General features: G+C 56.8%; 21 protein-coding genes and 1 tRNA gene. 7 read left to right on the top strand and 15 right to left on the bottom strand.

Annotated features, from left to right (window positions below):
- Nucleotides 1-100: 100 nt before the first annotated feature.
- The 3 genes from ACIROW_RS08165 to ACIROW_RS08155 all read right to left on the bottom strand — a co-directional run bounded on the left by ACIROW_RS08165 (nt 101) and on the right by ACIROW_RS08155 (nt 3,405).
- Nucleotides 101-1,663, bottom strand: a complete 1,563-nt coding sequence (locus ACIROW_RS08165) for a M20/M25/M40 family metallo-hydrolase (protein ID WP_402273973.1) — start codon at nt 1,661-1,663, stop codon at nt 101-103.
- A gap of 120 nt (nt 1,664-1,783) precedes the next feature.
- On the bottom strand, nt 1,784-1,996 hold the full coding sequence (locus tag ACIROW_RS08160; RefSeq protein WP_402273970.1) for a protamine P1 domain containing protein: 213 nt from the start codon (nt 1,994-1,996) through the stop codon (nt 1,784-1,786).
- Between the two features lie 131 nt (nt 1,997-2,127).
- Nucleotides 2,128-3,405, bottom strand: a complete 1,278-nt coding sequence (locus ACIROW_RS08155) for a homoserine O-acetyltransferase (protein WP_402273967.1) — start codon at nt 3,403-3,405, stop codon at nt 2,128-2,130.
- A 137-nt stretch (nt 3,406-3,542) separates the two neighbouring features.
- Between ACIROW_RS08155 and ACIROW_RS08150 the strand changes: the two genes are divergently transcribed.
- Nucleotides 3,543-4,397 (top strand): D-hexose-6-phosphate mutarotase, encoded by an 855-nt coding sequence (locus ACIROW_RS08150; protein ID WP_402273964.1) that lies wholly within the window; start codon nt 3,543-3,545, stop codon nt 4,395-4,397.
- 15 nt (nt 4,398-4,412) lie between these two features.
- On the opposite strand, the gene ACIROW_RS08145 is transcribed toward ACIROW_RS08150, so the two are convergent.
- A complete protein-coding gene (locus ACIROW_RS08145) occupies nt 4,413-5,543 on the bottom strand; it encodes a branched-chain amino acid ABC transporter substrate-binding protein (protein WP_402273961.1) in 1,131 nt (376 codons plus the stop codon).
- Between the two features lie 188 nt (nt 5,544-5,731).
- Nucleotides 5,732-6,724, bottom strand: coding sequence for a quinone oxidoreductase family protein (locus ACIROW_RS08140; protein ID WP_402273959.1), 993 nt, complete (start codon nt 6,722-6,724; stop codon nt 5,732-5,734).
- 90 nt (nt 6,725-6,814) lie between these two features.
- Here ACIROW_RS08140 and ACIROW_RS08135 point away from each other — a divergent pair, with 90 nt between their 5' ends.
- From ACIROW_RS08135 to ACIROW_RS08120, 4 genes are all read left to right on the top strand, one after another.
- Nucleotides 6,815-7,711: a LysR family transcriptional regulator gene (locus ACIROW_RS08135; RefSeq protein ID WP_402273957.1), complete on the top strand. Its 897-nt coding sequence runs from the start codon at nt 6,815-6,817 to the stop codon at nt 7,709-7,711.
- A 71-nt stretch (nt 7,712-7,782) separates the two neighbouring features.
- Entirely contained in the window at nt 7,783-8,409 is a 627-nt protein-coding gene (locus ACIROW_RS08130; protein WP_402273954.1) for a trimeric intracellular cation channel family protein, read from the top strand.
- Between the two features lie 27 nt (nt 8,410-8,436).
- Nucleotides 8,437-8,874 carry a DUF6196 family protein gene (locus ACIROW_RS08125; RefSeq protein ID WP_402273952.1) on the top strand — a complete coding sequence of 146 codons (438 nt, stop codon included), beginning with the start codon at nt 8,437-8,439 and terminating at the stop codon, nt 8,872-8,874.
- Nucleotides 8,875-9,047: 173 nt separating this feature from the next.
- Complete coding sequence (locus tag ACIROW_RS08120) at nt 9,048-9,875, top strand: 2-keto-4-pentenoate hydratase (protein WP_402273950.1); 828 nt, start codon at nt 9,048-9,050, stop codon at nt 9,873-9,875.
- Between the two features lie 89 nt (nt 9,876-9,964).
- Here ACIROW_RS08120 and ACIROW_RS08115 read toward each other — a convergent pair whose 3' ends face one another.
- Entirely contained in the window at nt 9,965-11,152 is a 1,188-nt protein-coding gene (locus ACIROW_RS08115; RefSeq protein WP_402273948.1) for a GGDEF domain-containing protein, read from the bottom strand.
- A gap of 331 nt (nt 11,153-11,483) precedes the next feature.
- Nucleotides 11,484-13,565 carry a TonB-dependent siderophore receptor gene (locus ACIROW_RS08110; protein WP_402273945.1) on the bottom strand — a complete coding sequence of 694 codons (2,082 nt, stop codon included), beginning with the start codon at nt 13,563-13,565 and terminating at the stop codon, nt 11,484-11,486.
- A 679-nt stretch (nt 13,566-14,244) separates the two neighbouring features.
- Between ACIROW_RS08110 and ACIROW_RS08105 the strand changes: the two genes are divergently transcribed.
- Both ACIROW_RS08105 and ACIROW_RS08100 read left to right on the top strand, forming a co-directional pair.
- Entirely contained in the window at nt 14,245-14,973 is a 729-nt protein-coding gene (locus tag ACIROW_RS08105) for a hypothetical protein (protein ID WP_402273942.1), read from the top strand.
- Nucleotides 14,974-15,088: 115 nt separating this feature from the next.
- Nucleotides 15,089-15,162 (top strand) — tRNA-Gly (locus ACIROW_RS08100).
- An 80-nt stretch (nt 15,163-15,242) separates the two neighbouring features.
- Here ACIROW_RS08100 and ACIROW_RS08095 read toward each other — a convergent pair.
- The 8 genes from ACIROW_RS08095 to ACIROW_RS08060 form a co-directional block, all read right to left on the bottom strand.
- Nucleotides 15,243-16,016, bottom strand: a complete 774-nt coding sequence (locus tag ACIROW_RS08095) for a hypothetical protein (protein ID WP_402273940.1) — start codon at nt 16,014-16,016, stop codon at nt 15,243-15,245.
- A gap of 58 nt (nt 16,017-16,074) precedes the next feature.
- Nucleotides 16,075-17,082: a tyrosine-type recombinase/integrase gene (locus ACIROW_RS08090; protein WP_402274947.1), complete on the bottom strand. Its 1,008-nt coding sequence runs from the start codon at nt 17,080-17,082 to the stop codon at nt 16,075-16,077.
- Nucleotides 17,083-17,108: 26 nt separating this feature from the next.
- Nucleotides 17,109-17,303 (bottom strand): DUF4224 domain-containing protein, encoded by a 195-nt coding sequence (locus tag ACIROW_RS08085; protein ID WP_402273938.1) that lies wholly within the window; start codon nt 17,301-17,303, stop codon nt 17,109-17,111.
- Nucleotides 17,296-18,195 (bottom strand): hypothetical protein, encoded by a 900-nt coding sequence (locus tag ACIROW_RS08080; RefSeq protein ID WP_402273936.1) that lies wholly within the window; start codon nt 18,193-18,195, stop codon nt 17,296-17,298. The genes ACIROW_RS08085 and ACIROW_RS08080 overlap by 8 nt, the downstream gene beginning before the upstream one ends.
- Nucleotides 18,196-18,821: 626 nt before the next feature.
- Nucleotides 18,822-20,141 carry a type II secretion system protein GspD gene (locus tag ACIROW_RS08075; RefSeq protein WP_402273934.1) on the bottom strand — a complete coding sequence of 440 codons (1,320 nt, stop codon included), beginning with the start codon at nt 20,139-20,141 and terminating at the stop codon, nt 18,822-18,824.
- A complete protein-coding gene (locus tag ACIROW_RS08070; RefSeq protein ID WP_402273932.1) occupies nt 20,138-21,214 on the bottom strand; it encodes a zonular occludens toxin domain-containing protein in 1,077 nt (358 codons plus the stop codon). Before ACIROW_RS08070 ends, ACIROW_RS08075 begins: the two co-directional genes overlap by 4 nt.
- Before the next feature lie 2 nt (nt 21,215-21,216).
- Nucleotides 21,217-21,510 carry a DUF2523 family protein gene (locus ACIROW_RS08065; RefSeq protein ID WP_402273930.1) on the bottom strand — a complete coding sequence of 98 codons (294 nt, stop codon included), beginning with the start codon at nt 21,508-21,510 and terminating at the stop codon, nt 21,217-21,219.
- Between the two features lie 9 nt (nt 21,511-21,519).
- The gene (locus tag ACIROW_RS08060; protein WP_402273928.1) at nt 21,520-22,905 is read right to left on the bottom strand and encodes a hypothetical protein; all 1,386 of its coding nucleotides are present in this window, start codon (nt 22,903-22,905) and stop codon (nt 21,520-21,522) included.

Here is a 22,905-nt window from a genome sequence, read left to right as displayed (position 1 = left end):
AATCCCCCGAAGTATTTGAGCCTCAGGGGATTCTAGCGCAACCACAAAATACTGCATGGCGACGATGCTTTGTTTCGCCAAATATGGGTTCCTGCGCGTGCTATTTCGCCGGGAACGGTTCGGTGAGGATGCCGGTCAGGCTTTGGACGCCATCGATATAGTTGCCCAGGCGCATGTTTTCGTTGGCGCTGTGCTGGTTGTTGTCGGCGTTCACCAGCGGCACGATCACGAACGGAATCTTCAGCGCGCCGACCATGGCGCCGGTCGGCACGGTGCCGCCCATCATGCGGATCTGCACCGGCTCCTTGCCGTAGGTCTTGACGAAGGCGCTGCGCAGCCATTTGCCGATCGGCGAGGCGAGATCGGTGCGCACCGCCATGCTGGACGCCGACACGCGGGCGTAATCGAATGAGGCCAGTTTCGGATAACGCGCACGCTCATCGTCGGTGGGCTGACCATTCACGAGGTGGAAGCCCTGTTTCTCGACATGCGCCTTCACCAGGCCGAGCAACACTTGCGGATCGGTTTCGGGCACGGTGCGCAGATCGAGTTCGGCAATGGCTTCGCCCGGCACGATGGTGCGCGCCTTGGCGCCGACGTCGGCAGCCTGCATGCCGCGCACGTTCAAGGTCGGGTATTGCATCGCTTCCTGATAGTTCTGTCCGACCTTCTCGGACTGGGCGATGCCGAGGCGCTTGCGCAGCGCGACTTCATCGTCGGGCACCGCGCGCATGACGCGACGCGATTCGTCGTCGAGCTTGACGGCATCGTAGTAGCCGGCGATCGTCACGCGGCCGTCGTCATCCTTCATTGACGCCAGCAGACGCGCCATGGTCTGCGCCGGATTGGCGGCGTAGTTGCCGTAATGGCCGCTGTGGCTGTCCTGACGCGGCCCGAACACCTTCAGCGTGGCCTGGGCGACGCCGCGATTGCCGAACACCAGCGTCGGCAGATTGCTGGCGTGCATCGGGCCGTCCAGCACCACCAGCAGGTCTGCCTTGAGCAATGCCTGGTTCTGGTCGATCACCTTGCCCAGCGACGGCGAGCCTTTTTCTTCTTCCGCATCGAGGATGATCTTGACGTTGACCGACGGCGTCACGCCGCTCGCCTTCAACGCATCAAAGGCAGCCAGCATCATCAGGATTGGCGCCTTGTCGTCAGCCGCCGCGCGACCGAACAAGCGCCATTCCGGATTCGGATTGGCGCCGTAGAGCTGCTCGATCGGCAGCGCTTCCCACTGCCCGGCGGCGTTGCGTTGCTTGAGCGTCGGCTTCCATGGGCTTTCCTGTTGCCACTCGGATGGCGTCACTGCCTGGCCGTCGAGGTGGGCATAGAACAGCACAGTGGTGGCGCCGGCCTTGTTACCCGGCAGTTCGGCGAACAGCATCGGCTTGCCGTCGTTGGCCAATTGCTGCGTGCGGAAACCGCGGCGTTTGAAGGCCTGCTCGAACCAGGCGGTGTTGCGCTGGATGTCGGCGGCGACGATGGAATCGTTGGGAATGGCGATGGCCTCGACCCATTCCCTGAACGTGCCCTTGGCGGCGGCAGAAGTTTGTGCGACGCCGACTTCAGCGGCTTGCAGCGACGCGGAGCACAGCATCGCTGCGGCGATACAGGCGGCAGAAAGTGAAAGGGACAGCGAGCGGCGGGACAGTTTTTTCACGGGATTTCCTCTTGGCAATGGATGCCACATCATACAGAAATCACCGCTCTTGCCGCATTGAAAATAATTCACGGATGCGCATCAACTATCGCTGCGCATCCGTGGTTCATGCCGACGTGTTCAGGCAGAGGTATCGATGATGCTGCCAATCGCCTTGAAGCCGTCCGACACTTCGTCGGCCACGGTATGTGCGGCGGATTTGACGGCATCGACCGCGGTGTCGACGGTATCGCTGATTTCATTGCCGACTTTGACGGCGGCGTTCTTGACGGGAGCAACGACGTTGTCGTAAATGGCGTTGCTGTAGGACGAGGTGACGGACGAGATGCTCATGGCTGACTCCTGCAGGTTGTTGATAATTCTTCTGCGTTCAGCATAGCCATTCGCTGCGCGGACCGGAACCCATGCAGACGTCATTCCAGGTAAAACGGTTTAAAGATTTGTAAACCTGAGCGCCATCGCGATCAAGGCGTGTTGATGAAACGCTCGATCATGCCCGCCGCCTTGTCGATGTTGAGCACGCCTTCCAGGTGACCGCCCGGCCCTTGCAGCAAATACAGCGTGCCGCGCCCGCCCAGCTTCTTGAAACGCTGCAGCGCCTCCGAAGACAGCTTGAGCGGGAACACCAGGTCGGTGGAACTCGGGATGAACAGGATCTTGGCCTTGATGCCTTTGACCTCCTCGTCGCTGAGGTGGTACAGCTGATTCGCTTTCGACATGTAGATGATGCTGTTGCCATCGGCGACTTTTGCGCGGGCACGGGCTCCGGCTTCCAGCGTCGCTTCGATCTTGAACTGGTTGCCCATGGCGGCGCCGGGCGGCTTGGCGGCATCGGCCGGAGCGTAGCCGAACGCGGCTTGCGCCCAGTCCCAGTGGCGCGTCTGCACGGTCACCACCTTGAGTGCAGCGGCCACGCCGTCGTCCGGATCGCCGCTGCCGTAGTAATCGCCCTGCCGCCATTTCGGATCGAGCCGCACCGGCAACGACCATACGTCAAGCAGGCCGATCACGTAAGGACTGATGTCAAAACCGGGACCGATGACGTGCACCACGCGCTTGACGAAATCGGGATACAGCGCCGCCCATTCCATCGCCTGGATCGAGCCGCCCGACGCGCCCATCGCCGCCACCAGCTGGCGCACGCCGAGCTTGTCGAGCAGTTGCTTGTGCACGCGCACCGAATCGCGCATCGACACCACCGGGAAGCTCATGCCATACGGCTTGCCGGTGGCGGGGTTGATCGACGCCGGACCGGTGGTGGTCACCATCGGATCTTTGGTGTTGATGTTGACCAGCGTGTCGGCGCTGATGACGAAATACTTGTCCGTGTCGATCGCCTTGCCGGGACCGATCAGGCTGTCCCAGTAACCGGGCGCGGCGTCGCTGTCCTTGTATTTGCCGGCGGCGTGCGAGGTGCCCGAATAGAAGTGCGCGACAAAGATGGCGTTGTCGCCGGTATCGTTGAGCTTGCCGTAGGTTTCATAGCCGACGCGCACGTTGCGGATTTCCTGGCCGCCGACGGTGGTGTAGGACGCCAGCGTGAAGACCTGTTTGGTCACCAGCGGCAACGGCGCCGCGCTGTGTTGCGCCGGCTGTGCCTGCTGCGGCGACGGCGATGGTTGTGACAGCGGCGGCTGCGGCTGCCGTGCCTGCAATTGCTGCGTCGAAAACGCGGCGCCGGACAACGCCAACAGTGCAATGAAGAACGTCAATGCGCAATACGCGCGGCGAACAGGGGTCATGAAGTCGTCTCCGGATTGTGTGAATGTGCGGGTCCGGCAATGCGGAGCAGCCACTTTACGACAAGCTCCGGCACGCTACAACCACCCATGTGTAAAAATACGGGCTTGCATTCATGCTTTCATTACGGAGACTTCCCTTGCCTATCGCCAAACTTCCCGACGTCGCCGGTCTTTTGCAACTGCACAACGCGCATGGCGACAGCGCCGTCATCAGCCTGTACGGCGCCCAATTGCTGTCATGGCAAACCGTCGACGGCTGCGAACATCTGTATTGCACGCCCGAGCCTTCGCTCAAAACCGGCGCGTCCATTCGCGGCGGCGTGCCGGTGTGCTTCCCGCAATTTTCCGGACGCGGCGCCTTGCCCAAGCACGGCCTGGTGCGCAATCTGGTCTGGCAGGTCGATGGGGATGTATTGAGCGGCGCCGACCAGGATGTCGCCTATGCACGCCTGTCGCTGTCGGACTCCGACGCCACGCGCGCCTTGTGGCCGCACAGTTTCGCCTTGCAGTTGCAGGTCGAGCTCGGCGCCGGCTGGGTCAGCGTTGCGCTCAACGTCACCAACACCGGCGACGGCGCCTTCGATTTCACCACCGCGCTGCACACCTATCTGGCCACACCCGACGTACGCAATGCCGGCGTCACGCAACTCGGCAACGTGCGCTTCACCGACACCACCGTCGGCAACGACGAAGCAATCCATGACGGCAGCGTGCTGCGCATCGCCGACGAAACCGACAACATCTATTGGGCGCCCCCGGCCGCGCTGGCACTGCAGCAGGACGGCAAGCCGTTCCTGCATCTCGAGCAGCAAGGTTTCTCCGACAGCGTGATCTGGAATCCGGGTCCGGCCAAGGCGGCCCAGCTCGGCGACATGCCGGCGCAGGACTGGACCCGCATGCTGTGCATCGAAGCGGCGCAGATCGAGCACCCGGTGCGCCTGTCGCCGCAGGCGACCTGGCGCGGTTTGCAGCGCCTCACACGCGCAGGTTGAGTTTGGTCCGGCGGGTTATTTTTCGAGCAGCACTTTTTCCACCGACCATTTGCCCTGCTCCAGGCGATAGATCGTGTAGGCCGGATTGATCAGCGCGCCGTTCGCATCGAAGGACACGATGCCGGTCAGTCCGGAGTAGCGGATTTCATGCAAGGCGGTAGTGACGGCTTTCGGGTCGAGCGAGCCGGCCTTCTGGATGGCGGCGATGAGGACATTGGCGGCGTCGTAGGCGAACAGGGCGTAGTGCGTGATCTCGCCCTTGAAGTGGGCACGCATCTTGTCGTTGAACTCGCGCCAGCCAGGCAGGCGATCGCGCGGCACGCCGGTTTCCAGCGCCCATACATTATCCTGCACGCCCTCCGCCAGTTGCACGAACAAACCGGTCGCAGTGCCGCCGGTGGCCACCAGCCGGGTGTTCATGTTCCGGCGCAGCATGCCGCGCGCCAGCAAGGCGCTTTGCGTCACGACGCCGCCAAACACGATCACGTCGGCGTTAATCTTCTGCACATTGTTCAACACCGGATTGAAATCGGAAGTCTTGCTGCTGATGGCCTCGCGACTGACGACGACGCCGCCGGCGCGGCGCACGCCGGAGATGAAGGAATCGGCGAAATCCGTGCCGTACACCGTACCATCCTCGATCACGGCGATCCGCACAGCCTGCAACTGACGAACGATGAATTCCGCCAGGCGCACGGCGCCGACGCCATCGTGTCCCTGGACCTGGAAGATGGTGCGCAAGCCTTCCCGCGTGAAGCGGCTGCTGGTGGTCGCCATAGGAATCTGCGGAATGCCGGCGGCGCTGTAGAGCTCCGCCATGGCGATGCTGGGACCGCTGTTCCAATGGCCGATCACGCCCACCACTTTGGAGCGGATGAAGTATTGCGCAATGGGCGCGGCGAACAGGGCGTCACCCTTGTCGTCTTCCACCAGCAAACGGAACACCAGCTGCTTGCCGCCGATGCGGATGGCGCGGCGGTTGGCGTCGTCGAAAGCCAGACGCACGGCCGCGATGCCGCTCTCCGTGCGCGGCGATGTCAGCGGCGCGGCCACACCCACCAGCACCACCTGTTCGTTCGCGCCGGTGGATTGAGCGTGCGCCGCAACGGCCAGGCAGAGCGCCGGCAACAAGATGGTCAGTTTCATCGGATCCCCCCTCCCGCTTCCGCTTCCGCGCCTCAAAGGCGACGGCGTCATTGATGACCGATTGATTGTGCGCGCGCGCCTCCATTGTCTTTACGACAATGAGCGTGGTATTGCTCCTCCTGTTCTGCCACTACATCGCCGCGCAGCGTGGCGCGGCGGCCACAACTGCGCGGTCGACTCTGCGCCGGTCAGTTCATTTCCAGCAACAACGCGCCCTGCGCCGCACCTGCCTCCAGCAAACGATGCGCCGCGGCAACCTGCGCCAGCGGCAAACGGCCGGCGATGTCGATGATCAATCCTGCCTCCAGGCGCGTCGTGGCGGCGGCAGTGGCGAGGCGATATTGAGCGAGATCCTTGATGAAGGACAGGATGCTGGGACGCTCCATCAACACGCCTCGCAATTGCGCCGCCACCAATGCCTCGGCCGGTGCGCCCTCGCCCGAAATCGAGCCGATGGTGATGGCCATGCCACCGCTGCGCGTGGCCTCGATGCTGCGCAGGAAATGCGCGCCGCCGATGCCGTCCACGACGATGTCGGCGCCGCCGCCGCCGGTGTAGTCGCGCACCGCCGCGACGAAATCCTGCTCGCGATAATTGATTGCATGATCGAGTCCGCGCGAGCGCGCCAATGCCGCCTTCTCGTCACTGCTGACGGTGCCGATCACGCGTGCGCCCATCGCCTTGGCCCATTGCGTGAGCACCAGCCCGAGTCCGCCGGCGGCGGCATGCACCAGCACCGTCTGGCCGGGCTGCAGGCGGCCGTAGTGGTTCAGCAGCAGGTAGCCGGTCATGCTGCGCAACAGGCCGGCGCCGCCCTGCTCGAACGAGACCTTGTCCGGCAACGCGATGGCGCGCTCGGCGGCGACGTCGACCACCTCCGCATAGCTGCCATTGGTCGCCGACCACGCCACGCGCTGGCCGACGCGCGACGCGTCCACTCCCGCACCGACCGCCGTGATCACGCCGCTGCCTTCGACACCGAGCACCGCAGGCAAAGGCAAGGGATAACGGCCAACGCGCTGATAGACGTCGACGTAGTTGACGCCGGCGACATGCTGGCGCACGCGCACCGCCCCCGCAGCCAACGGCGGCAAGGTGCGCGTGACGAGTTCGAAGTTGGCGGCATCGCCATAGGCGGTCAGTTCGATAAGCTGGGTGGTGACGGTGGAGATTGCGGTCATATCTGTGCTCCTGTAATGAATGAGGAAGGTGGACGCTCAGAATAACTTCGTGCAAAATCGAACGGAATTCCCTATTTAGGCGCAAGTACTGTGCAAAAATCATCGAAACCGACCATATCGCCCGAGCAGCTGTCGTGGGATGACGTGCGCTACTTCCTCAGCCTCGCGCGCGGGGGCAGCCTGTCGGCGGCGGCGCGCGAACTTGCGGTGGAGCACTCGACCGTGTCGCGCCGCATTGGCGCGCTGGAAGGCGCGATCCAGCTGCGCCTGTTCGACCGCCTGCCGCGCGGCTGGCAACTGACCGACGAAGGCAAGACCCTGCTCGACGCCGCCGAACGCATCGAGCTCGAAGCACACGCCTTCGGTCGCGCGGTACAAGGGATGACGGCGATGCAAGGCACGGTGCGGCTGTCGGCGCCACCGGCCCTGACCAGCCATTTCCTGATGCCATTGATGGCGCAGCAACACAAGCGCTGGGAAGGAATCCAGCTGGACATGGTCGGCGAAATCCGCGCCGCCAACCTGCACCGTCGCGACGCCGACCTGGCGTTGCGGCTGTCGCGCCCGGACGATCCCGGCCTGATGGCGCGCCGCCTAGGCAACGCCGGCTACGGCCTGTACGGCCATGCGCGCTGGAAGCGCACCGCGCGCAGCAAACGTGAGTTCATCGGCTACGGCGAAGCATTGCAAGGCGGTCCCCACCAGGCCTGGCTGGCGCAGTACGCCGACGGCGCACCGTATGTCATGACGGCCAATGATTTTTCGCTGCTGCACCAGGCCTGCCGTGCCGGCCTCGGCCTGACCATCTTGCCGCATTTCATCGCACGCGGCGACGCCGAACTGACCGAGTTCGACAGCGGCCAGCCGGCGTGGCAGCGCGAGTTGTGGCTCACTGTGCATCCCGACCTGCGCCGCTCGCCACGCGTGCAACGCATCGCCGAACTGGTGGCGGAAATTGTGCAGGAGCGGCAGGATTTGCTGGTGTGAATTCGAACTAGAGAGATACAGAATCGGCATCTCCGGTATTCTTTGACAATCACAAATCGAGGCCAACGCTGATGCTGCTGTATATCATCTACCTGATCGCCATTTCCGCCGAAGCCATGTCAGGCGCCATCATGGGCATCCGCCGCGAGATGGACCTGTTCGGCATTTGCCTGATTGGCACCGTCGCCGCGCTTGGCGGCGGCACCGTGCGCGACATCCTGATCGGCCACTATCCGCTGGGCTGGGTCGCGCATCCGGAATACCTCGCCTTCACCATCTGCGCCGCCATCGTCACCGCCGTGGCCGCGCGCAAGATGCATCACTTCAAATCGGCCTTCCTGATCGTCGACGCGCTCGGCCTGGTCGCCTTCACCATCATCGGCTGCGACATCGCACGCGGCTTCGCGCATTTCAATCCGTTTGTGGTGGTGATATTCGGCATGATCACCGGCGTCTTCGGCGGCCTGCTGCGCGACGTGCTGTGCAATGAAATCCCGCTGGTGCTGCAACGCGAAGTGTATGCCAGCGTGTCGCTCGTCACGGGCGGCTTGTACGTCGGCATGCTGTGGCTGAACATCGATGCATCGATATCGACGCTGACGGCGCTGGGCGTGGGATTCCTGTTCCGGCTGCTGGCGATCCGCTATCACTGGACGCTGCCGAAATTCAACGACAAAGACATTCGCGGTTTCGAATAACACCTCACTCCACAGGAGCGCTTCACCATGCACGTCAGCCAGGAAACACCGGAACAAACCACCGCCCGATTGCGCCAGGTCATGGCGCAAGCCAGGCTGGAAATCTTTGACGGCGCCTACGCGTTTTACGAAACGCCGGTCGCGCAATTCCCGTCGCACCGCGTCGCCGATGCGCTGGCCTTCGTGCGCGACGAAGAAGTGTGGAGCTTCCTCGCGCCCGCCGATACAACGGTGGCGGCAGTGGATAAGTTCGTGCTGTTCTCGTTCCACTTCCCGCCCGCGCTCGACAACTCCGGTTTCGTCGGTTGGCTGGCCTCGCATCTCAAGGCCACCATCGGCACCGGCATCCTGGTGGTCTGCGGTCAGAACGCCGGCCAGGGCGGCATCTTCGATTACTGGGGCGCACCGGAAGTGGTGGCGCAAAAAGTGATCGCCGAGGTGCAACGCCTGCGCGGCCCACTGTAGTTTTTTTCATGCAAAGCCGACACGCTGTTCATTTGTTGAAACAAACACGGCGCGTCGCCACCTTCCGCTGAATTTTTCTCTCTTGTTGCCGCCGCACCTGTGCGCGCAGAATGGCCGTTCCAAGCTCGTCCGCCATATAACAACCAAGAGTTCACAATACCGGAGCCGGCCGCATGACAACTGATAACGCCCCCGACAAGCACGCCATCGCCGCGCAACTGCTGCAGGCACAAGACCATGTACGGCAGATCACGCCCATCACCACGCAGGCGCCCGGCTTCGACGTCGCTGCCGCCTACCAAGTCGCCGACCTGATCCACCAGCAAAGGCTGGCGCAAGGCGCGCTCGCCGCCGGCCGCAAGATCGGCTTCACCAACGCCGCGATGTGGGCCAGGTACGGCGTGGAGGCACCGGTATGGGGACACATGTATGACCGCACCATCGTCGACGTCGCCGGGTCGCAAGGGACATGCAGCGTCGCTCAGTTAGCCGAGCCGAAGATCGAGCCCGAGATCGCCCTGCACTTTCATCAGGCGCCGCCCGAAGATGCGGACATCGCCGCACTGATCGATTGCATAGACTGGATTGCGCCGGCGTTTGAGATCGTGCAGTCGCACTATCCGGGCTGGCAGTTCAAAGCCCCTGACACCATTGCGGACGGTGGATTGCATGGAAGATTGTTTGTGGGAGAACGTACCTCGCTGGCCGGCTTGGGCAGCGAGGCGTTGACGCAGCTGGCGTCATGTTCCGTGGATCTGCTCTGCGACGGCGCCCTGCGAGAAACCGGCAAAGGCGAAAACGCCCTCGGCAGCCCGCTCGCCGCGACGGCGCATCTGATCGCCGTGCTGGCGAAACAGCAAATCCGCCGCCCGATCCAGGCCGGCGAAATCATCACGACTGGCACGCTGACTGCGGCGTTTCCGGTCAGCGCCGGAGAAATCTGGAATATGGAATTCGGCGGGATTGCACTGCGGGGAATGACGTTGACGTTCACTGCCTGACATCGAATCAACAGGATAGCCGACAGCAGCAGCAGCAGCAGCAGCAACTACGTCGGACCATCCCTCAACACTTCACTACTGCGTCTGACTCAGGAATCTTGAGGAACGGCATCGCTGGGCGTTGGCTTTTCCGTCATCGGCCTGTTCAGACAGGAAATCCGATTCTGTCCCTCTGACTTGGCCATCTGCAAGGCGCTGTCGGCACGCTGCAAGAGAGCGTCCATATTCTTGTCGCCATGCTCACTGACGGCGACCCCGACGCAGATGGTGAAGGGCGGCAGATTGTCGCTGCGATCGTCGGCGATGCCGCGGCGCAGTTTTTCCGCGATGATCATCGCGCCGTGCAGATTCATGACCGGCAGCGCCAGGGCAAACTCTTCGCCGCCGACGCGGCTGATGATGTCGGTGTCGCGCAAGATGCGCGCCGCCAGTTCGCCGAAGCGGCGCAGCACGGCATCACCGACGGCGCGGCCATGCTTGTCATTGATCTGCTGGAATTGATCGATATCGCAGATCGCCATCGACAAGGGTTTGGCGGTGCGACGCGCCAGCCGGAATTCGCGGTTGGCGTATTCGTCGAATTGACGCCGATTGGCCAGCCCGGTGAGCGGGTCGAGGGTAGCCATCTCATAGAGGTGCGCATTGTAGAGGCGGATTTTCGTGATCAGGGGACGGAAAATCAGCAGTGCCTCCAGCGCCAGCACAATCAGCAGCAGCGCCAGCAAAACCTGTTGCGCCAGGCGTGCCTGTGCAATGCGGGCATCGGCTTGCCCGGCGAACAAGGCAGCCGCACGATCCAGCGCAGGCAACAGCAGATCGCGGGAATGGTGTTGCAGCGCCTTGTAGGCCGCGTCGCCGGCGCTCATCGTGGTCGCCGCCATGAAGCGGCGCGTGTCGTCCAGGAAGCTGCGCACCTCGGCATCGAGCGGTGCGTTGCCGCCAAAATACAGTTCATGTTCAGCCGCGGTGAGCTGACGGGCGGCGGGGTCGGCTTTGCCGCTGAGCGTATCTTGCAGGCGCTCCATCTCGCTGACGGCATTTTGCAAGGCCTCGCTGGTGGACGTATCGCCCACATACAGGTCCGTGCTCAGCAGTGCGATGCGTTGCGACAGCGCGCGCTGCTGCTCGACGACATGAACCCGCTGTGCGCTACTGCGTTGTTCGATGATGATGTTGTCGAGAAGAAAGTACGCCGCCAGGAACAACAGCGCCGTCATTGCCACGCCGATGACATAGGCGATGGTCATGCGGGTGGCGCTGATCTTTCTGTCGGGCAAGCTGGTCCATGTTGTTTTGGCTGGCTTGGTTTCTTGGGCCGCACGTGTCATCGTGGTGCTTTCTGTAGTGGGGACGCGCAGTGCGCGATGCATGGCTGAGGGTCGATATTATGACATCAGTGACGGGGGCGAACATTGATGCTTCGGGAACAGGGTCGCGATGAATTTTTCACTCCGAAAGTGCCACCGCCTTAACGTAGCAATCAGGATTAAATATATTTCCGACTCTTTCCAGGCCTGTTGCCAAACTGGCCAACGTGGGACGGAATTTCGATCGCGCAAAAAAACGAGGCCGTCCGCAGACGGCCTCGTGCATGTCGGCAGCAACCGATCAGAAGCGATAGGTGGCGCTCAGCACCGCGCTGCGACGGGCGCCGTAGAAGCAGTCGCCACGCGCCAGGCAGACGCTGACATAAGTCTTGTCGAACAGATTGTTGACGTTGAAGCGATACATCCACGAACCCGCGTTGTACGACATCATGGCATCGGCCAGCGTGACCGATGGAATCGGGTTGTTGTCCATGCCGTCGTAGGATGTGCCGACATAACGTGCGCCGCCACCCAGCGTCAGGCCGGCCAACGCTCCATTGAAACGATAGGTCGCCCACAGCGAAGCCATGTGTTCAGGAATACCTGCCAGACGCTTGCCGTTATCGGTGCCGTTGCTGCGCGCCACTTTGGCGTCGGTATAGCTGTAGCCGGCCGTCATGGTCCACTGCCGGTTCAGCTCGGTGGTCGCCTCCAGCTCCAGTCCGCGCACCTGCGCTTCACCGATCTGAATGCTGTTGCTGGGATTGGTCGGGTCGATGGTCTTGCGATTCAGTTCGCTCAGATCGTACAGCGCGGCGGTGTATGAGGAGCGGCTGCCGGCCGGCTGGAACTTGACGCCGACTTCGGTCTGCTTGCCGCGCGTCGGCTTGTAAGGTGTATTGTAAAAGTCGAAACCGCCCAGCGGCTGGAACGATTCGGCATAGCTGATATAAGGTGCAATGCCGTTCTCGAACTGATACACCAGACCGGCGCGCTTGGTCAGTGCGGTGTCGTCACGCGCGGCGCTCGGCGTATTGGCGGTGTCCGACTTGGACCAGTCGCGACGCACCGCCAGCAAGGCGGTCCAGGCGCCGAACTTGATCTGATCCTGCAGATAGACGCCGGTCTGGCGCTGAGTTGCCTCTGCTGCGCGGCGCAGCACCGGCAGTGTGTAGTTGCCATAGACCGGGTTGTAGACATCGATCGCCGTGGTGTTGCCGGAACCGCTGACGCCATTGGTCACGGCGCGCTGATAGTCGAGCCCGGCCAGCAAGGTGTGTTGCAGGGCGCCGCTATTGAGGCGCGCTTCCACCTGCGTATCGGCCACAGTGCTGATGACTTGCGGACGGTTGATGTACACCGTGCGGTTGATGCTGCGATTGTCTGCATTGAGCGCTGGCGCCGGACCGAAGCGCGCGTAGATGCTCTGGTAATTCACCTCGCTGTTGGTGTAACGCAAGTTCTGGCGAACAGCCAGATTGGGACTGAACTTGTGTTCGAACTGATAGCCGGCCGAACGCTGCTTGGCGGTGAAATCGTCGAAGCCGGGCTCGCTGATAAAGCGGCTGGTGGAGATCTGGCCATTGGGTGCAGCGTACAAGGTGCCGCGCCACGGGAAGAAGCCCACCGACGAGCCGCTGACATCTTTCTGATAGCGTGCATACAGCGTCAGCGAGGTATCGGCGTTCGGCCGCCAGGTCAGCGAAGGCGCAACCAGGGTGCGGTTGTCGGGCACATAATCGACATCGGTATCGCTCTCGCGACCGACCACCACCAGCCGGTACAGCAGCTTGCCGTCGTCATCAAAGGCGCCGGTGAAGTCGCCCGATATCTGCTTGCGATTGTTCAGGCCGAGCTGTACGCCGATCTCGTTCATGCGCTCGGCCTGCGGCATCTTCGACGTCATGTTGACGATGCCGCCGACGCTGCCCTGGCCGTATAGCACTGAAGACGGGCCGTGCAAGACTTCGACCCGCTCAAGCATGTAGACGTCGGGACGAATATTGGTATAGCTGCCGAAGGACATCTGCAGACCGTCCAGATAAATCACCGGCGCGACGCCGCGCACGGTGCTCCAGTCGCCGCGATTATCGAAGCCGTAAGCCTCGGCGCGAATGCCGGCGCTGTAGCGCATGGTTTCCTGCAGATTGAGCGCGCCGCGGTCTTCGATCTGATCGCGCGTGATGACGCTGATGGCCTGCGGCGTTTCGATCAGAGCGGAGTCGGTCTTGGAACCCGTGGCGCTGCGCCGCGCCACATAGCCGCGCACCGGGCCCTTGGCGGTTTCCTTGTCGCTCTCTGCCGAGACATCGATCTGCGGCAAGGTTTCTTGCGCCTGCGCCTGCGGCAATACGGCGCCGGCCAGCAGTGCAGAAAGTGTCACCGGCAAGAGGCCGGGGCGCCAGGCACGCTGCTGCCCGCCCCGATACCCAATGCGCCGTTGCCGATGTGCGTGGTGTTGCCTTGTCGTCCGTTCTGCCATGTCGCTTCCTTTAAGAAATGAAGTCGCTGGCAGTGAACGTTCAAGCACGCCGCAGATAATTGCGGCAACCGGAACCGGGCTGGCTATTGAAGAAAAACTGAAAGCCGCATTGTAAATGCTTTCTAAGAATGCTTCTCATTTTTGCTATTTGCTGCGCACTTGCCCAAAGTGGGATTGGTTCTTTGTGCGGTTTGAAAACTGTCTTTTGATTGGAGTGACCCCCTTAGGCTGGAGCAAGGGGTTCACTCCAATGAGCGAGTCAGCTTTCGATGAAGATCAACATAATTGTTAAAAAAAGATGAGTGCGAGTGTTCCGGGGGGGGACTTTTCGCTTAGAATTTTCGGCTGGATTTAGCGTCAGAACAATAAACAAGAACAATGAAGCCAAAGATCGTCGCACTGACACTGGGTATCCACTGGTCTGAGCCATACGTGCGCGTGATCCGCATCTATCATCGAATTGTCGCCCAGTCTGGCACCTCCCCCGCTGTATTTGTCTGTTGTCTCATCCACCAAAGCAAACAATAAATAGAGAAAGAAAACAATGACCACAACATTTCGCCCCTTTTTGATCGCCGCATTGCTGGCCGCAGCCCTGAGCGGCTGCGCACCGATGGAAGTGAAGGACATCACTGCCGACCGCACCGGCTATCTTGAAAAGAACTTTACGCCCTCGCTTCTTTCGACAGATGTCGGCAAAACCGTGGCCGCAGTGAAGATTGCTCCGCGCTTCCGCAAGGCCACGATCGAATACAAGTTCGACTTCGAGACCAATCTGGGCGAGAAAAAAGTAACTGAATCGGCAACCATTCAGTACGAAGATCTGGGCAACGGCGTTATCCGCGAGCTATCCGAATATTTCAATAACGGTATTCCAGTCTCGACCAGCTACGAATTACGTTACGGCGGCCTGGTGCCGTTGCGCTCCCAGCGCGTAATCAACGTGAATCGCCTGGCCAACATGATCATGGAAGTCAAGCACTTCAAATCCTTTGACAAGAATTTCGCCAATCTGCAAGCAGACGCCAAATACGATGCAGATTGGGCCGGCGGTACGTCGGTGCAGATCGTGAATTTTTTTGACAGAAAGCAAACCTGCACCACCGGCAAGATATATGCCGCAAATACCGTACATCCGGCATTTTCCGGCAACGCGGTGGATGTCGACTGCGAGATGTCCTTCAACGGCAATCTGGATACCAAACAGCAATTCGTTTTCTTGCAGCAATACGGTTTCGCCGTGGTGCGCGGGTTGATCAGCACTTCCGGCAAAGGAAAGGCATCCATCACGTCGGTCAAGCTGCAGTAAATCTGTGGTACCAAACAAGCGATAACAGCTTGAGCAAGCGGCCACCACAGAATCCATCACTGAACACCCTTCAAGTTCACAAAACACCCCAGATCCCGCGTAAAATGCGGGGTTCGCGGGTGTAGCTCAATCGTAGAGCAGAAGCTTCCCAAGCTTACGACGAGGGTTCGATCCCCTTCACCCGCTCCAGGGAAATCAAGGGATATCTGGATATTTATAGTTCCGCAAATTTGGAGGATTTCCGCAATCCTCCAAAGTGCCACCGGAAGCTACGCGTTCTTCTTAATGAAATCTGCGATTTCAATTTTCCGAGCGATTGGAAAAATCCATCCACAAAGTGATCCGTTCCATTTCCCGCCCATTTCTAAGTATTTATCCTTCAGCTTCTTCGTGTCTCCCTTTACAAGGAAGGATTTTATTTTCCCGTCCTTTTCATAATCTTCGATATAGACAGAATCTGCTTTCATAAGCTCCTTCACGACGGCCGCCTGTTGTGCCTGTTCTTGTTTTGTAGGTGGCTTGATCGGTTGTCCATCTAGAATTCCCTGCATATTGATGGTCAATTGACGAGAGAGCTTTTCCTTAAAATCAGCTTCATTTTCATATGACTCAAGTAAACCTAAGGGGCGCATCTTTTTTCGGAACTCATCGAGCTTTTGATATTGAGGGATGTCGATCTTAGTCGGGTCAATTGGCTTAGACGAAAAATAAAGCATGACCGGCTTACCCTGATCGATAAAATGCTGAATCTCTTCGACAGTTCCACTTTCGGATACGCCAGTATGTGTGCCGATCCGGGTCCAAAATAGACCGACTAACAAATCACATTCTTGGACGAGTTGCTTATTGATGATTTCCTGAGGACGATCACCCAACAGGGGAGCAGAATGCGTCTCCCATTTCACAGGTAACACAACAATATTTGCCCGCGAAGCTTGAAGCGCATTCCATTCATATATCACTTCAGAAATCAATTCTCGCTCGATGCCAACATCTCCTGGCGAGGCAATAAGTATTCGATAGACCGTTGCTTGAAATGCCATGTAAATCCCCTTCCCGTTATAGTTATAAAAATTCCACCAAAATTAAATACAAAATAGATTATCTGGTGGGCAAGACAATTTTTCCTCGACGTAGATAGTGACGCTGCGTTGTCCGCACGCTTTCATGTCCAAGAAGATCGCTCGCAGCCTGATCACCGCGCAAGTCAGAAGTATCGTCCGCAGCCTTCGCACGCAAATCATAAAACCAGAATTCTGAAATTGCATCAGCGATCTCAGGAAAAGTCTGAGCAGCATCCTTCTTCGCTTTATCGAAATACTTTCTCAGCATCGCATAGCTCAACTTACGGCCTTGCAGATTGGTCAGAAGTGATGAGGAGGCATTAATATAGCCTCTCTTCCGAACACTTATGCGCTTCAGTAACTCCTCAAGCTCGCCAACAACTACGATGCGCAAAGGCTGCTTTGTCTTTTCCTGAGTCACAATAAGATGACCATCCACGATGTCGTCCTCCGTCATCCTCAATGCGTCCGCAGGACGCTGCCCGGTTAGATATGCGAGGGTCATAGCATGCTGTAGAGGCACGCAAGCATGAGAATGGACGGCTCCGAATACATCGTCCGTGATGTATACAGTCCTCCTTTTCAAAGAATAGCCAGTGATACCCTCACAGGGATTTGGCGTATCCGTATAGCCCCAACCTCGTGCTCGATTCCAAATTGCAGAGAATAGCCGCTTACAACGATTCGCGGTGGTAGGTTTGTCGCTATGGCGGTTCAAAAACTGTCGAATATGCATCGGCCGAATCTGTTCGATTGGAGCCGTTTCAAAAAAAGCCCGTATATGCTTAATATCTGATCTATGCGTGTGCTGAGTATTCTTAGAAAGCAGCGGCAATTCATCAGACATGAATTTGTTAATTGCATCACCAAACAAACAAACCTCTCGATCGCGAGCGTCGATATTCAACTCGGCATATTTATGCAACGCCAATATAAAATCTGTACCAAGGCTGATTTCCTTCCGTGGCTTGGCACCTGTATCAAAAAAATAATAGACCTTTCCATTTGGGCGAGTCCGCTTTCGCATATGCGGCGGCAAATTCATATTCACAGTTGGCAACCTTCCCATACCTACCTCGGCGGGGTCCAAATAGGAACGGAAGCAGATCTCTTCGGCCCCTCAACTGCGGCAATAGCCACTACGGGCTTACCACATGCATTTACGAAGAAAGCGATTCCCATTTTTCGCAACACTTCGATTTGCTTCGACTTTACCTTTCGCCCAGTCAGAATAGCTAAGTCAGAAGCCTCCAGAAATTTACTCAATGGCTCGGCTCCTTAAGTTTCCAGCTGTCGCTATCCAGCAAACACCAAGCGCACGATTGGAAAAGAAATTCATGCCGTCATTGTTGTGATCAGCGGCAATTTGCATCACATGCGAGTACGCTTCAAACTCCGTCGTGCCGTAGGGAAGCTGATAAAAATTTTTCTCTGGAACGACAATGCCACGAGAAGTCCAGTAACGCTTCTTATTGAGCCCATGCCCCTCTTGGTCCTTCGATATGTATTTACTAATATAACCGGCCAATTTATGTGCACCGTTTTTACCAAATCCAAACTTGTGAGGATCTCGAACATTGATCTGGCCGCCTTGCTTTCCATCAGATCCAATACCAACAATCCGCTGCCAAATTGAGCGAATTAACTGATATATCTGGCGCCCGTGGACGGCAACGTGAATATGGAAGGCGCCACGATCTTGACGCTCTACAGTCGCAACATAATGGAACTTCTTGTATCTGGACATGCATCGACGAAATGAATCCCAATCCTTTAGTAGCCGCGTCCAGTCTTTCATATTTTCTCTGTAGGTTAACGTCAGCATCCGGTCTGCACGAATTGACTTGCAACGAAGACGCACAGCCTGTTTGGCACGCTTAGCGCTGTCATCATTATTCTCTGCACGTTTTTCCGACTCTCCCCGCTTCGCCCTATTTGGAAATGGAAGCGGGCCGTCTTGCTTTATGCGAACAGAGCGGCTAGCGCAGATCTCCCGCTGCCCATCTGGAAACTGCCTGTCGTATACCATCCATGTAGTTTTAAGAACTGGACCATCATCCAATAGCCAACATGCCGTTTCCTCATCTGTTGCAAGCCGGCACCCATCTGGCTGAAAATCATTGTTAAATGAAGACCCATCGCCTATATTGCTAGTCATTAGCGCAACCCTATTTCTGCGTTGATCATGGAGACGAACACTTGCCGGTGTTGCGTCTCTTTTTATTTTCAAAACCAAAAACCTATTTTGGAACCGCAGGCAATTTCTGCCCCTCTGCGTCAACCACTCTCTACCATCCGTTAAGTGTCCCTAATACAAGTTTAGGCGCGCTACGCGCGCTTCCGTCCTCGCTCCCGCTGCGGGCGTCACGCGATAGCGCGGCCCTACTAATTCGCCTCCCAAGCACCTGAGTAAACCGCTCAAGGATGCGTAGCCGCTTCGCGCCGACACATCCTCTCCTACGGAAAAAAATCCTCTCACTGCGTCCCATAGCCCTGGCAATAGCATTCCTGCCTATCGATTTCGGGAAATAGCGAAACTGCCGATCAGCGTTTTTTTTCGGCGTGCACGTCCATGCGGCGTACATAGCAGAATTCTTTCTCGAACAATCTGAATATCGATTTTTGATCCTGCGTGCAAACCAAACTTCCGCATCATTTCTTCCGGAAATTTGAGCATGTATCGACCGTTCTTTGAGTCGAATTTGATTGCGTTATCCAACACGTAATTGAATCGTCCCGATTTCGACTGACGAATTTTTCGGTATCTAAACATCATTCGTATTTTCAAATTTTTGTGAGCTGCAAAATCAAGATTATTTCTGCAGTGCTGGAATCCTGTGTCTTTGATCTCATGAACATAGGTAGAAACGAAAGCCCTGTAGTGCTCTCTGTCTGCTTCGTTTCTGCTAGACCTCCGATCAATACAACTTCCCCATCATTCATGCTGAGCACGGTCTTTACCTCTCTCTTATTAACAGTTGGGTAAGAAGAGCTGCCGCTTTGCGTGACGGTGAAATTCGAAAGTTGCTGAGAGATATTCAAATCCACGATGGAATCTCGAATAGTTGGCAGCAGATCAAAAATGACACCAGAGCTAAGATTCTCAATCGACTGTACCGGTGCCTGTCCGCTACCGGGATAAGAGATGGAGCCGGGAACACGGACGTCGGAACCGACCATAAATCTCCCGCTCTCTCCGGATTTAACACGCAAAGACGGCGTGCTAACGACTTTGAATCTGTCATCAGATGACAATGCAGAGAACACCGCATCGATGGTGCTATTTTTGAACCGCACAAATGATTCAACTGGGGCTACGGCTCCGTTCGCCATTGAGAGCTTTCCGCCAAGCAGATTTAGCGCAAGCGAGAAACCCGACCCATCTTTATTACCCGATGACACTTCATAAACGATTCCCCTCACCATCACTTCCCCGGCACGAACGTCAATCTGTGGCAGTAATCGACGCATCATGTCGACCTCGGCAATCGAACCTGAATAAAGCAACACGTCTGAATTTTGATCGACCAGGGATGCCGCAGAGCTAGGAGGAATGTAGCTATCAGTCTTCACTGGCTCCAAGGATTGAACAGCCCGCCTCACCGTGAAAGAGCCTTTTAATAGCGGCTGCAAAAGACTTGTGAGATAGGCGACCGAGCGAAATTTCGGCCGGTACAAGAATAATTCCTTCGTATCCTCGATCTCTTCAATTTTCTTCTTGAATATGAAATCCACGCCATCACGCCGCGCGATAGCTATACCAAGCGAATTAAAAAAATTATGGATGAAGGTACGTACATCGCCTTTTGAACTTTCATATCTGAAGGACACGCTTCGAGAGTCCAATAACACTTCAGGATCAATTACGAACGGCTCCTTTAACATCTCCGAATAGATTAAATTGACGACCTGAGAAACACTGACAAATTGAAAATCAAACTTTGTCGAGTTATGCGGCTGGACAAGCGGCGTGGGAATATTTTTCTGTGTAGGATCGCTCGCCTGAATAAAAAATTGTGGCGGTAAAGGCAATCGAACAACCGGGGTCTCAGCTTGAGACAGTGACGAAGTAAGCAGCAACACGGCAGCGACGATATTTTTCATTTCTTCCCCTCTAAAGGCATCGCCGAGCCTGACTTCGTCATACCGGAAAATACTGTGACCTTCTTGCCGCCAATGTTTCCTATCTGTGCATAGCCGTCATTAGTGAACATCGATGGAGATTCGACACGAAGATGCCCGACACCATCAGACATCACGACATACGATTTCACGCCTGAAGATACCCTACCGACTATTCTCCAATCGTCACTAAATACCTCCCCCTGATCCGACACCACAAGCCCGCTATGACTCGTTTGCTGCGCCGTTAGCGGTGTCGTTACCGAGTCCGGAGATGAAGAAACCGTGTCTGGCGATTTTTTATTGATCAGCGAGCGCCAAACGAAATATGGCCCCATAGTTACCGCGAACACCACCAACACAGCGATGAACCACAGACGAGGATTCATCAGTACATTCTGCCGTTTATCCATTGCCGTTTCTACGCCCGCGCCGGCGGCATAGGACTTATATAGCGGGAAGTATTCTTTTTTATATTTTTTTACGAAAACATCTAAGCGCGCCTTTTTCATGACTTTCTTACCTTGATAGATTTCAATGCGATAAGAAGTGGGAGCGCCCAGCGCTTTCATTTTTGTGCAGAGCGTAGTCATCTCAACTACGTTTAGAAGCTTCGGATGTATCCCGGTAGCGTCCTGCGTCATTATTGCCAAATCACATGTAACCCCAGTGTTTGGATTTGTATAGTGACGATGCATCCGAAAGAATTGCATGTGATTTTCACTAAGCTTGAATTCCTTTCCCCAAAACTGCCAAGCCTCATCGATGCACACTAAATCGCCGCCCTTCACCACGGAGTCCAGGTCTGGATATTTTTCGTCGGGGAAGAATGTGTCCAGTCGCACCTGCTCATCGGAGACCAGAACAAGTGAGCCTTGACTCTCCGATGAAATATCTCGCTTCTCCAACAGATAGCATCGAATCAGATTTGCATCGATTCCGGCAATATTTGTAACGACGCGACGACCAGCTGCTAAAGCATCAAGGATTACGGTAGACACTACCTCATATGATTTTCCGGATCCTTGAAGTCCCGTGTAATTGTTGATCGCCATGCTTACCCAATCAAAGGAATTCTACGAATGATGAATCTACTGACCGAGGCCGCTATGACTAGTGGAATACCAAACGGAAAAGCGAATAGATCCATGAAGAACCAGATTCCAGGAGACAGCCCGATAAAGGCACCATTCAATGAGTTCGCGCTAGGAAAAACTGACGCTCCCTGCAATACCGTAACGAATTCCGTAACCACAAACCACAAGGCGAAGAACGTCACAAATTTGACCAATACTGACCGAAGCAGGAAGCCCAGCATCGACATCAGAGCAGAAACAAGTATTCCAAACATGATGCTTCCTTAGGCTGCGAGCACAATAAAAAGACTACTTATCGTCCAGAACGCGACCATCATCGAGTAGATGGAAGTCCTCATTGATTCTGCAATTTCGCAGTGCGCCTCAATCTTGAATGTGCGCTCAAACAATGGCAGATTAATTTCCGGTCTCGGGCATGCACTGGAATGAGACGGAACGGCGTACCGTTTGAGATCAGGCATGAGATTTAACAACGGCTGCAGAATTGACTGGGCTGTTGGTGTCGGCTCTAGAGTGGGAGCACCAATTCCCGGATCTGGGCCAAGATCAATAGTCACATTCGTTGTGGGGGTAGTCGTTCCGGGATTGCTTGACGCCGGGGGCATAGAGACCGTTCCATTGGGAAGCGGACTTAGCAAGTCGGCACCTGTAGGCATTGCGCTAGGATTTGCAGCGAGCCAATCAGCGACATCTTTTGCGGTCACAGGATTGGTTAGCGAGACAGGAGCGCCCTTATAGTCAGCTTTTGAAGCAGCACGCTGCAATGCTGCGTTAGTTAGATCTGCCAAAGTCTGATTGCTGATTGGCTGAGTCAACGCACTGCTAGGAATCTGAGATAGAACTTGGTCAAACGGCGCAGTGACCGTTTCAGGTTGCCACGGAGTAGCAACGAAGCTGGGATTTGCTGTAGCAATCTCACTTTTATCAACCGTCGCGCCGGAACTATATGACAGCCGATAGTTAGCCATCATGTACGTATCGGTTTTCGTGTTGCCTGTAATAGATAAGGTACTCGGGCCTCCAGAGCCTGAGCTCAACCAGGCCGAGTTATTCAAAACAGCGTTATTTAAATCGCCATAGTTGCGAATCGCGACGACAGCTCCAGCACCCCCACTGATCCGATATCGATATTGCACATCGGACGGAAATGGAACATTAAAAGGTGTGCATGCGGCCTGACCGGGCAAACATATAACGTCCTTCCCGCTCTCAGGTGAGACGGGCTTATTAGTTTTCAAAGCCGGATCAGTTCCTGGCAACGCAACTCCGATACCGGATGAGCTATTTGCCGTTAAAAGTTTATATGCGCCGAAGGCCAATGCACCCACGCCAAGGCCAACTGCCACCGTCGCCCAGACTGGTGCGCCTGCAATACCTGCTGCGACCATCCCCACTGTACTAGCAGCACCGAAGACGGCGTCATTTGCTGCTGATCCCAGGGCGCCGAGGGTAGCGGAAAATCTCGAATCATTGGCCGCAATTCCGGTTCGCAGCATAAATCGCTCTACCACTCCACCCATCGCTACTGCAACTCTTGTCACCGCAGGAAGAGCTTGAGCCTGGGTCGGGTTCTGCTCTGACACCAATGCTAAGACTAGTAGCAGTACGATTATTTTTTTTACGGCAAGAACACCGATCAGATTTTTCAT

Origin of the sequence: Herbaspirillum sp. NPDC101397, assembly GCF_044767325.1 — a bacterium.
Classification (GTDB): domain Bacteria; phylum Pseudomonadota; class Gammaproteobacteria; order Burkholderiales; family Burkholderiaceae_D; genus Herbaspirillum.
The sequence above is the reverse complement of the archived record's forward strand: the minus strand, read 5'-3'. Positions and strand labels throughout refer to the sequence as shown.

Coding starts and splice junctions, on each gene's coding strand:
- ACIROW_RS08065 (WP_402273930.1), bottom strand. CDS start 21,510: ATGTTTGGAATACTTGTTTCTGCTCTGATGTCGATGCTGGGCTTCCTG.
- ACIROW_RS08155 (WP_402273967.1), bottom strand. CDS start 3,405: ATGACCCCTGTTCGCCGCGCGTATTGCGCATTGACGTTCTTCATTGCA.
- ACIROW_RS08070 (WP_402273932.1), bottom strand. CDS start 21,214: ATGGCGATCAACAATTACACGGGACTTCAAGGATCCGGAAAATCATAT.
- ACIROW_RS08060 (WP_402273928.1), bottom strand. CDS start 22,905: ATGAAAAATCTGATCGGTGTTCTTGCCGTAAAAAAAATAATCGTACTG.
- ACIROW_RS08120 (WP_402273950.1), top strand. CDS start 9,048: ATGACAACTGATAACGCCCCCGACAAGCACGCCATCGCCGCGCAACTG.
- ACIROW_RS08095 (WP_402273940.1), bottom strand. CDS start 16,016: ATGGCATTTCAAGCAACGGTCTATCGAATACTTATTGCCTCGCCAGGA.
- ACIROW_RS08075 (WP_402273934.1), bottom strand. CDS start 20,141: ATGAAAAATATCGTCGCTGCCGTGTTGCTGCTTACTTCGTCACTGTCT.
- ACIROW_RS08130 (WP_402273954.1), top strand. CDS start 7,783: ATGCTGCTGTATATCATCTACCTGATCGCCATTTCCGCCGAAGCCATG.
- ACIROW_RS08160 (WP_402273970.1), bottom strand. CDS start 1,996: ATGAGCATCTCGTCCGTCACCTCGTCCTACAGCAACGCCATTTACGAC.
- ACIROW_RS08090 (WP_402274947.1), bottom strand. CDS start 17,082: ATGAATTTGCCGCCGCATATGCGAAAGCGGACTCGCCCAAATGGAAAG.
- ACIROW_RS08080 (WP_402273936.1), bottom strand. CDS start 18,195: ATGACTAGCAATATAGGCGATGGGTCTTCATTTAACAATGATTTTCAG.
- ACIROW_RS08125 (WP_402273952.1), top strand. CDS start 8,437: ATGCACGTCAGCCAGGAAACACCGGAACAAACCACCGCCCGATTGCGC.
- ACIROW_RS08140 (WP_402273959.1), bottom strand. CDS start 6,724: ATGACCGCAATCTCCACCGTCACCACCCAGCTTATCGAACTGACCGCC.
- ACIROW_RS08145 (WP_402273961.1), bottom strand. CDS start 5,543: ATGAAACTGACCATCTTGTTGCCGGCGCTCTGCCTGGCCGTTGCGGCG.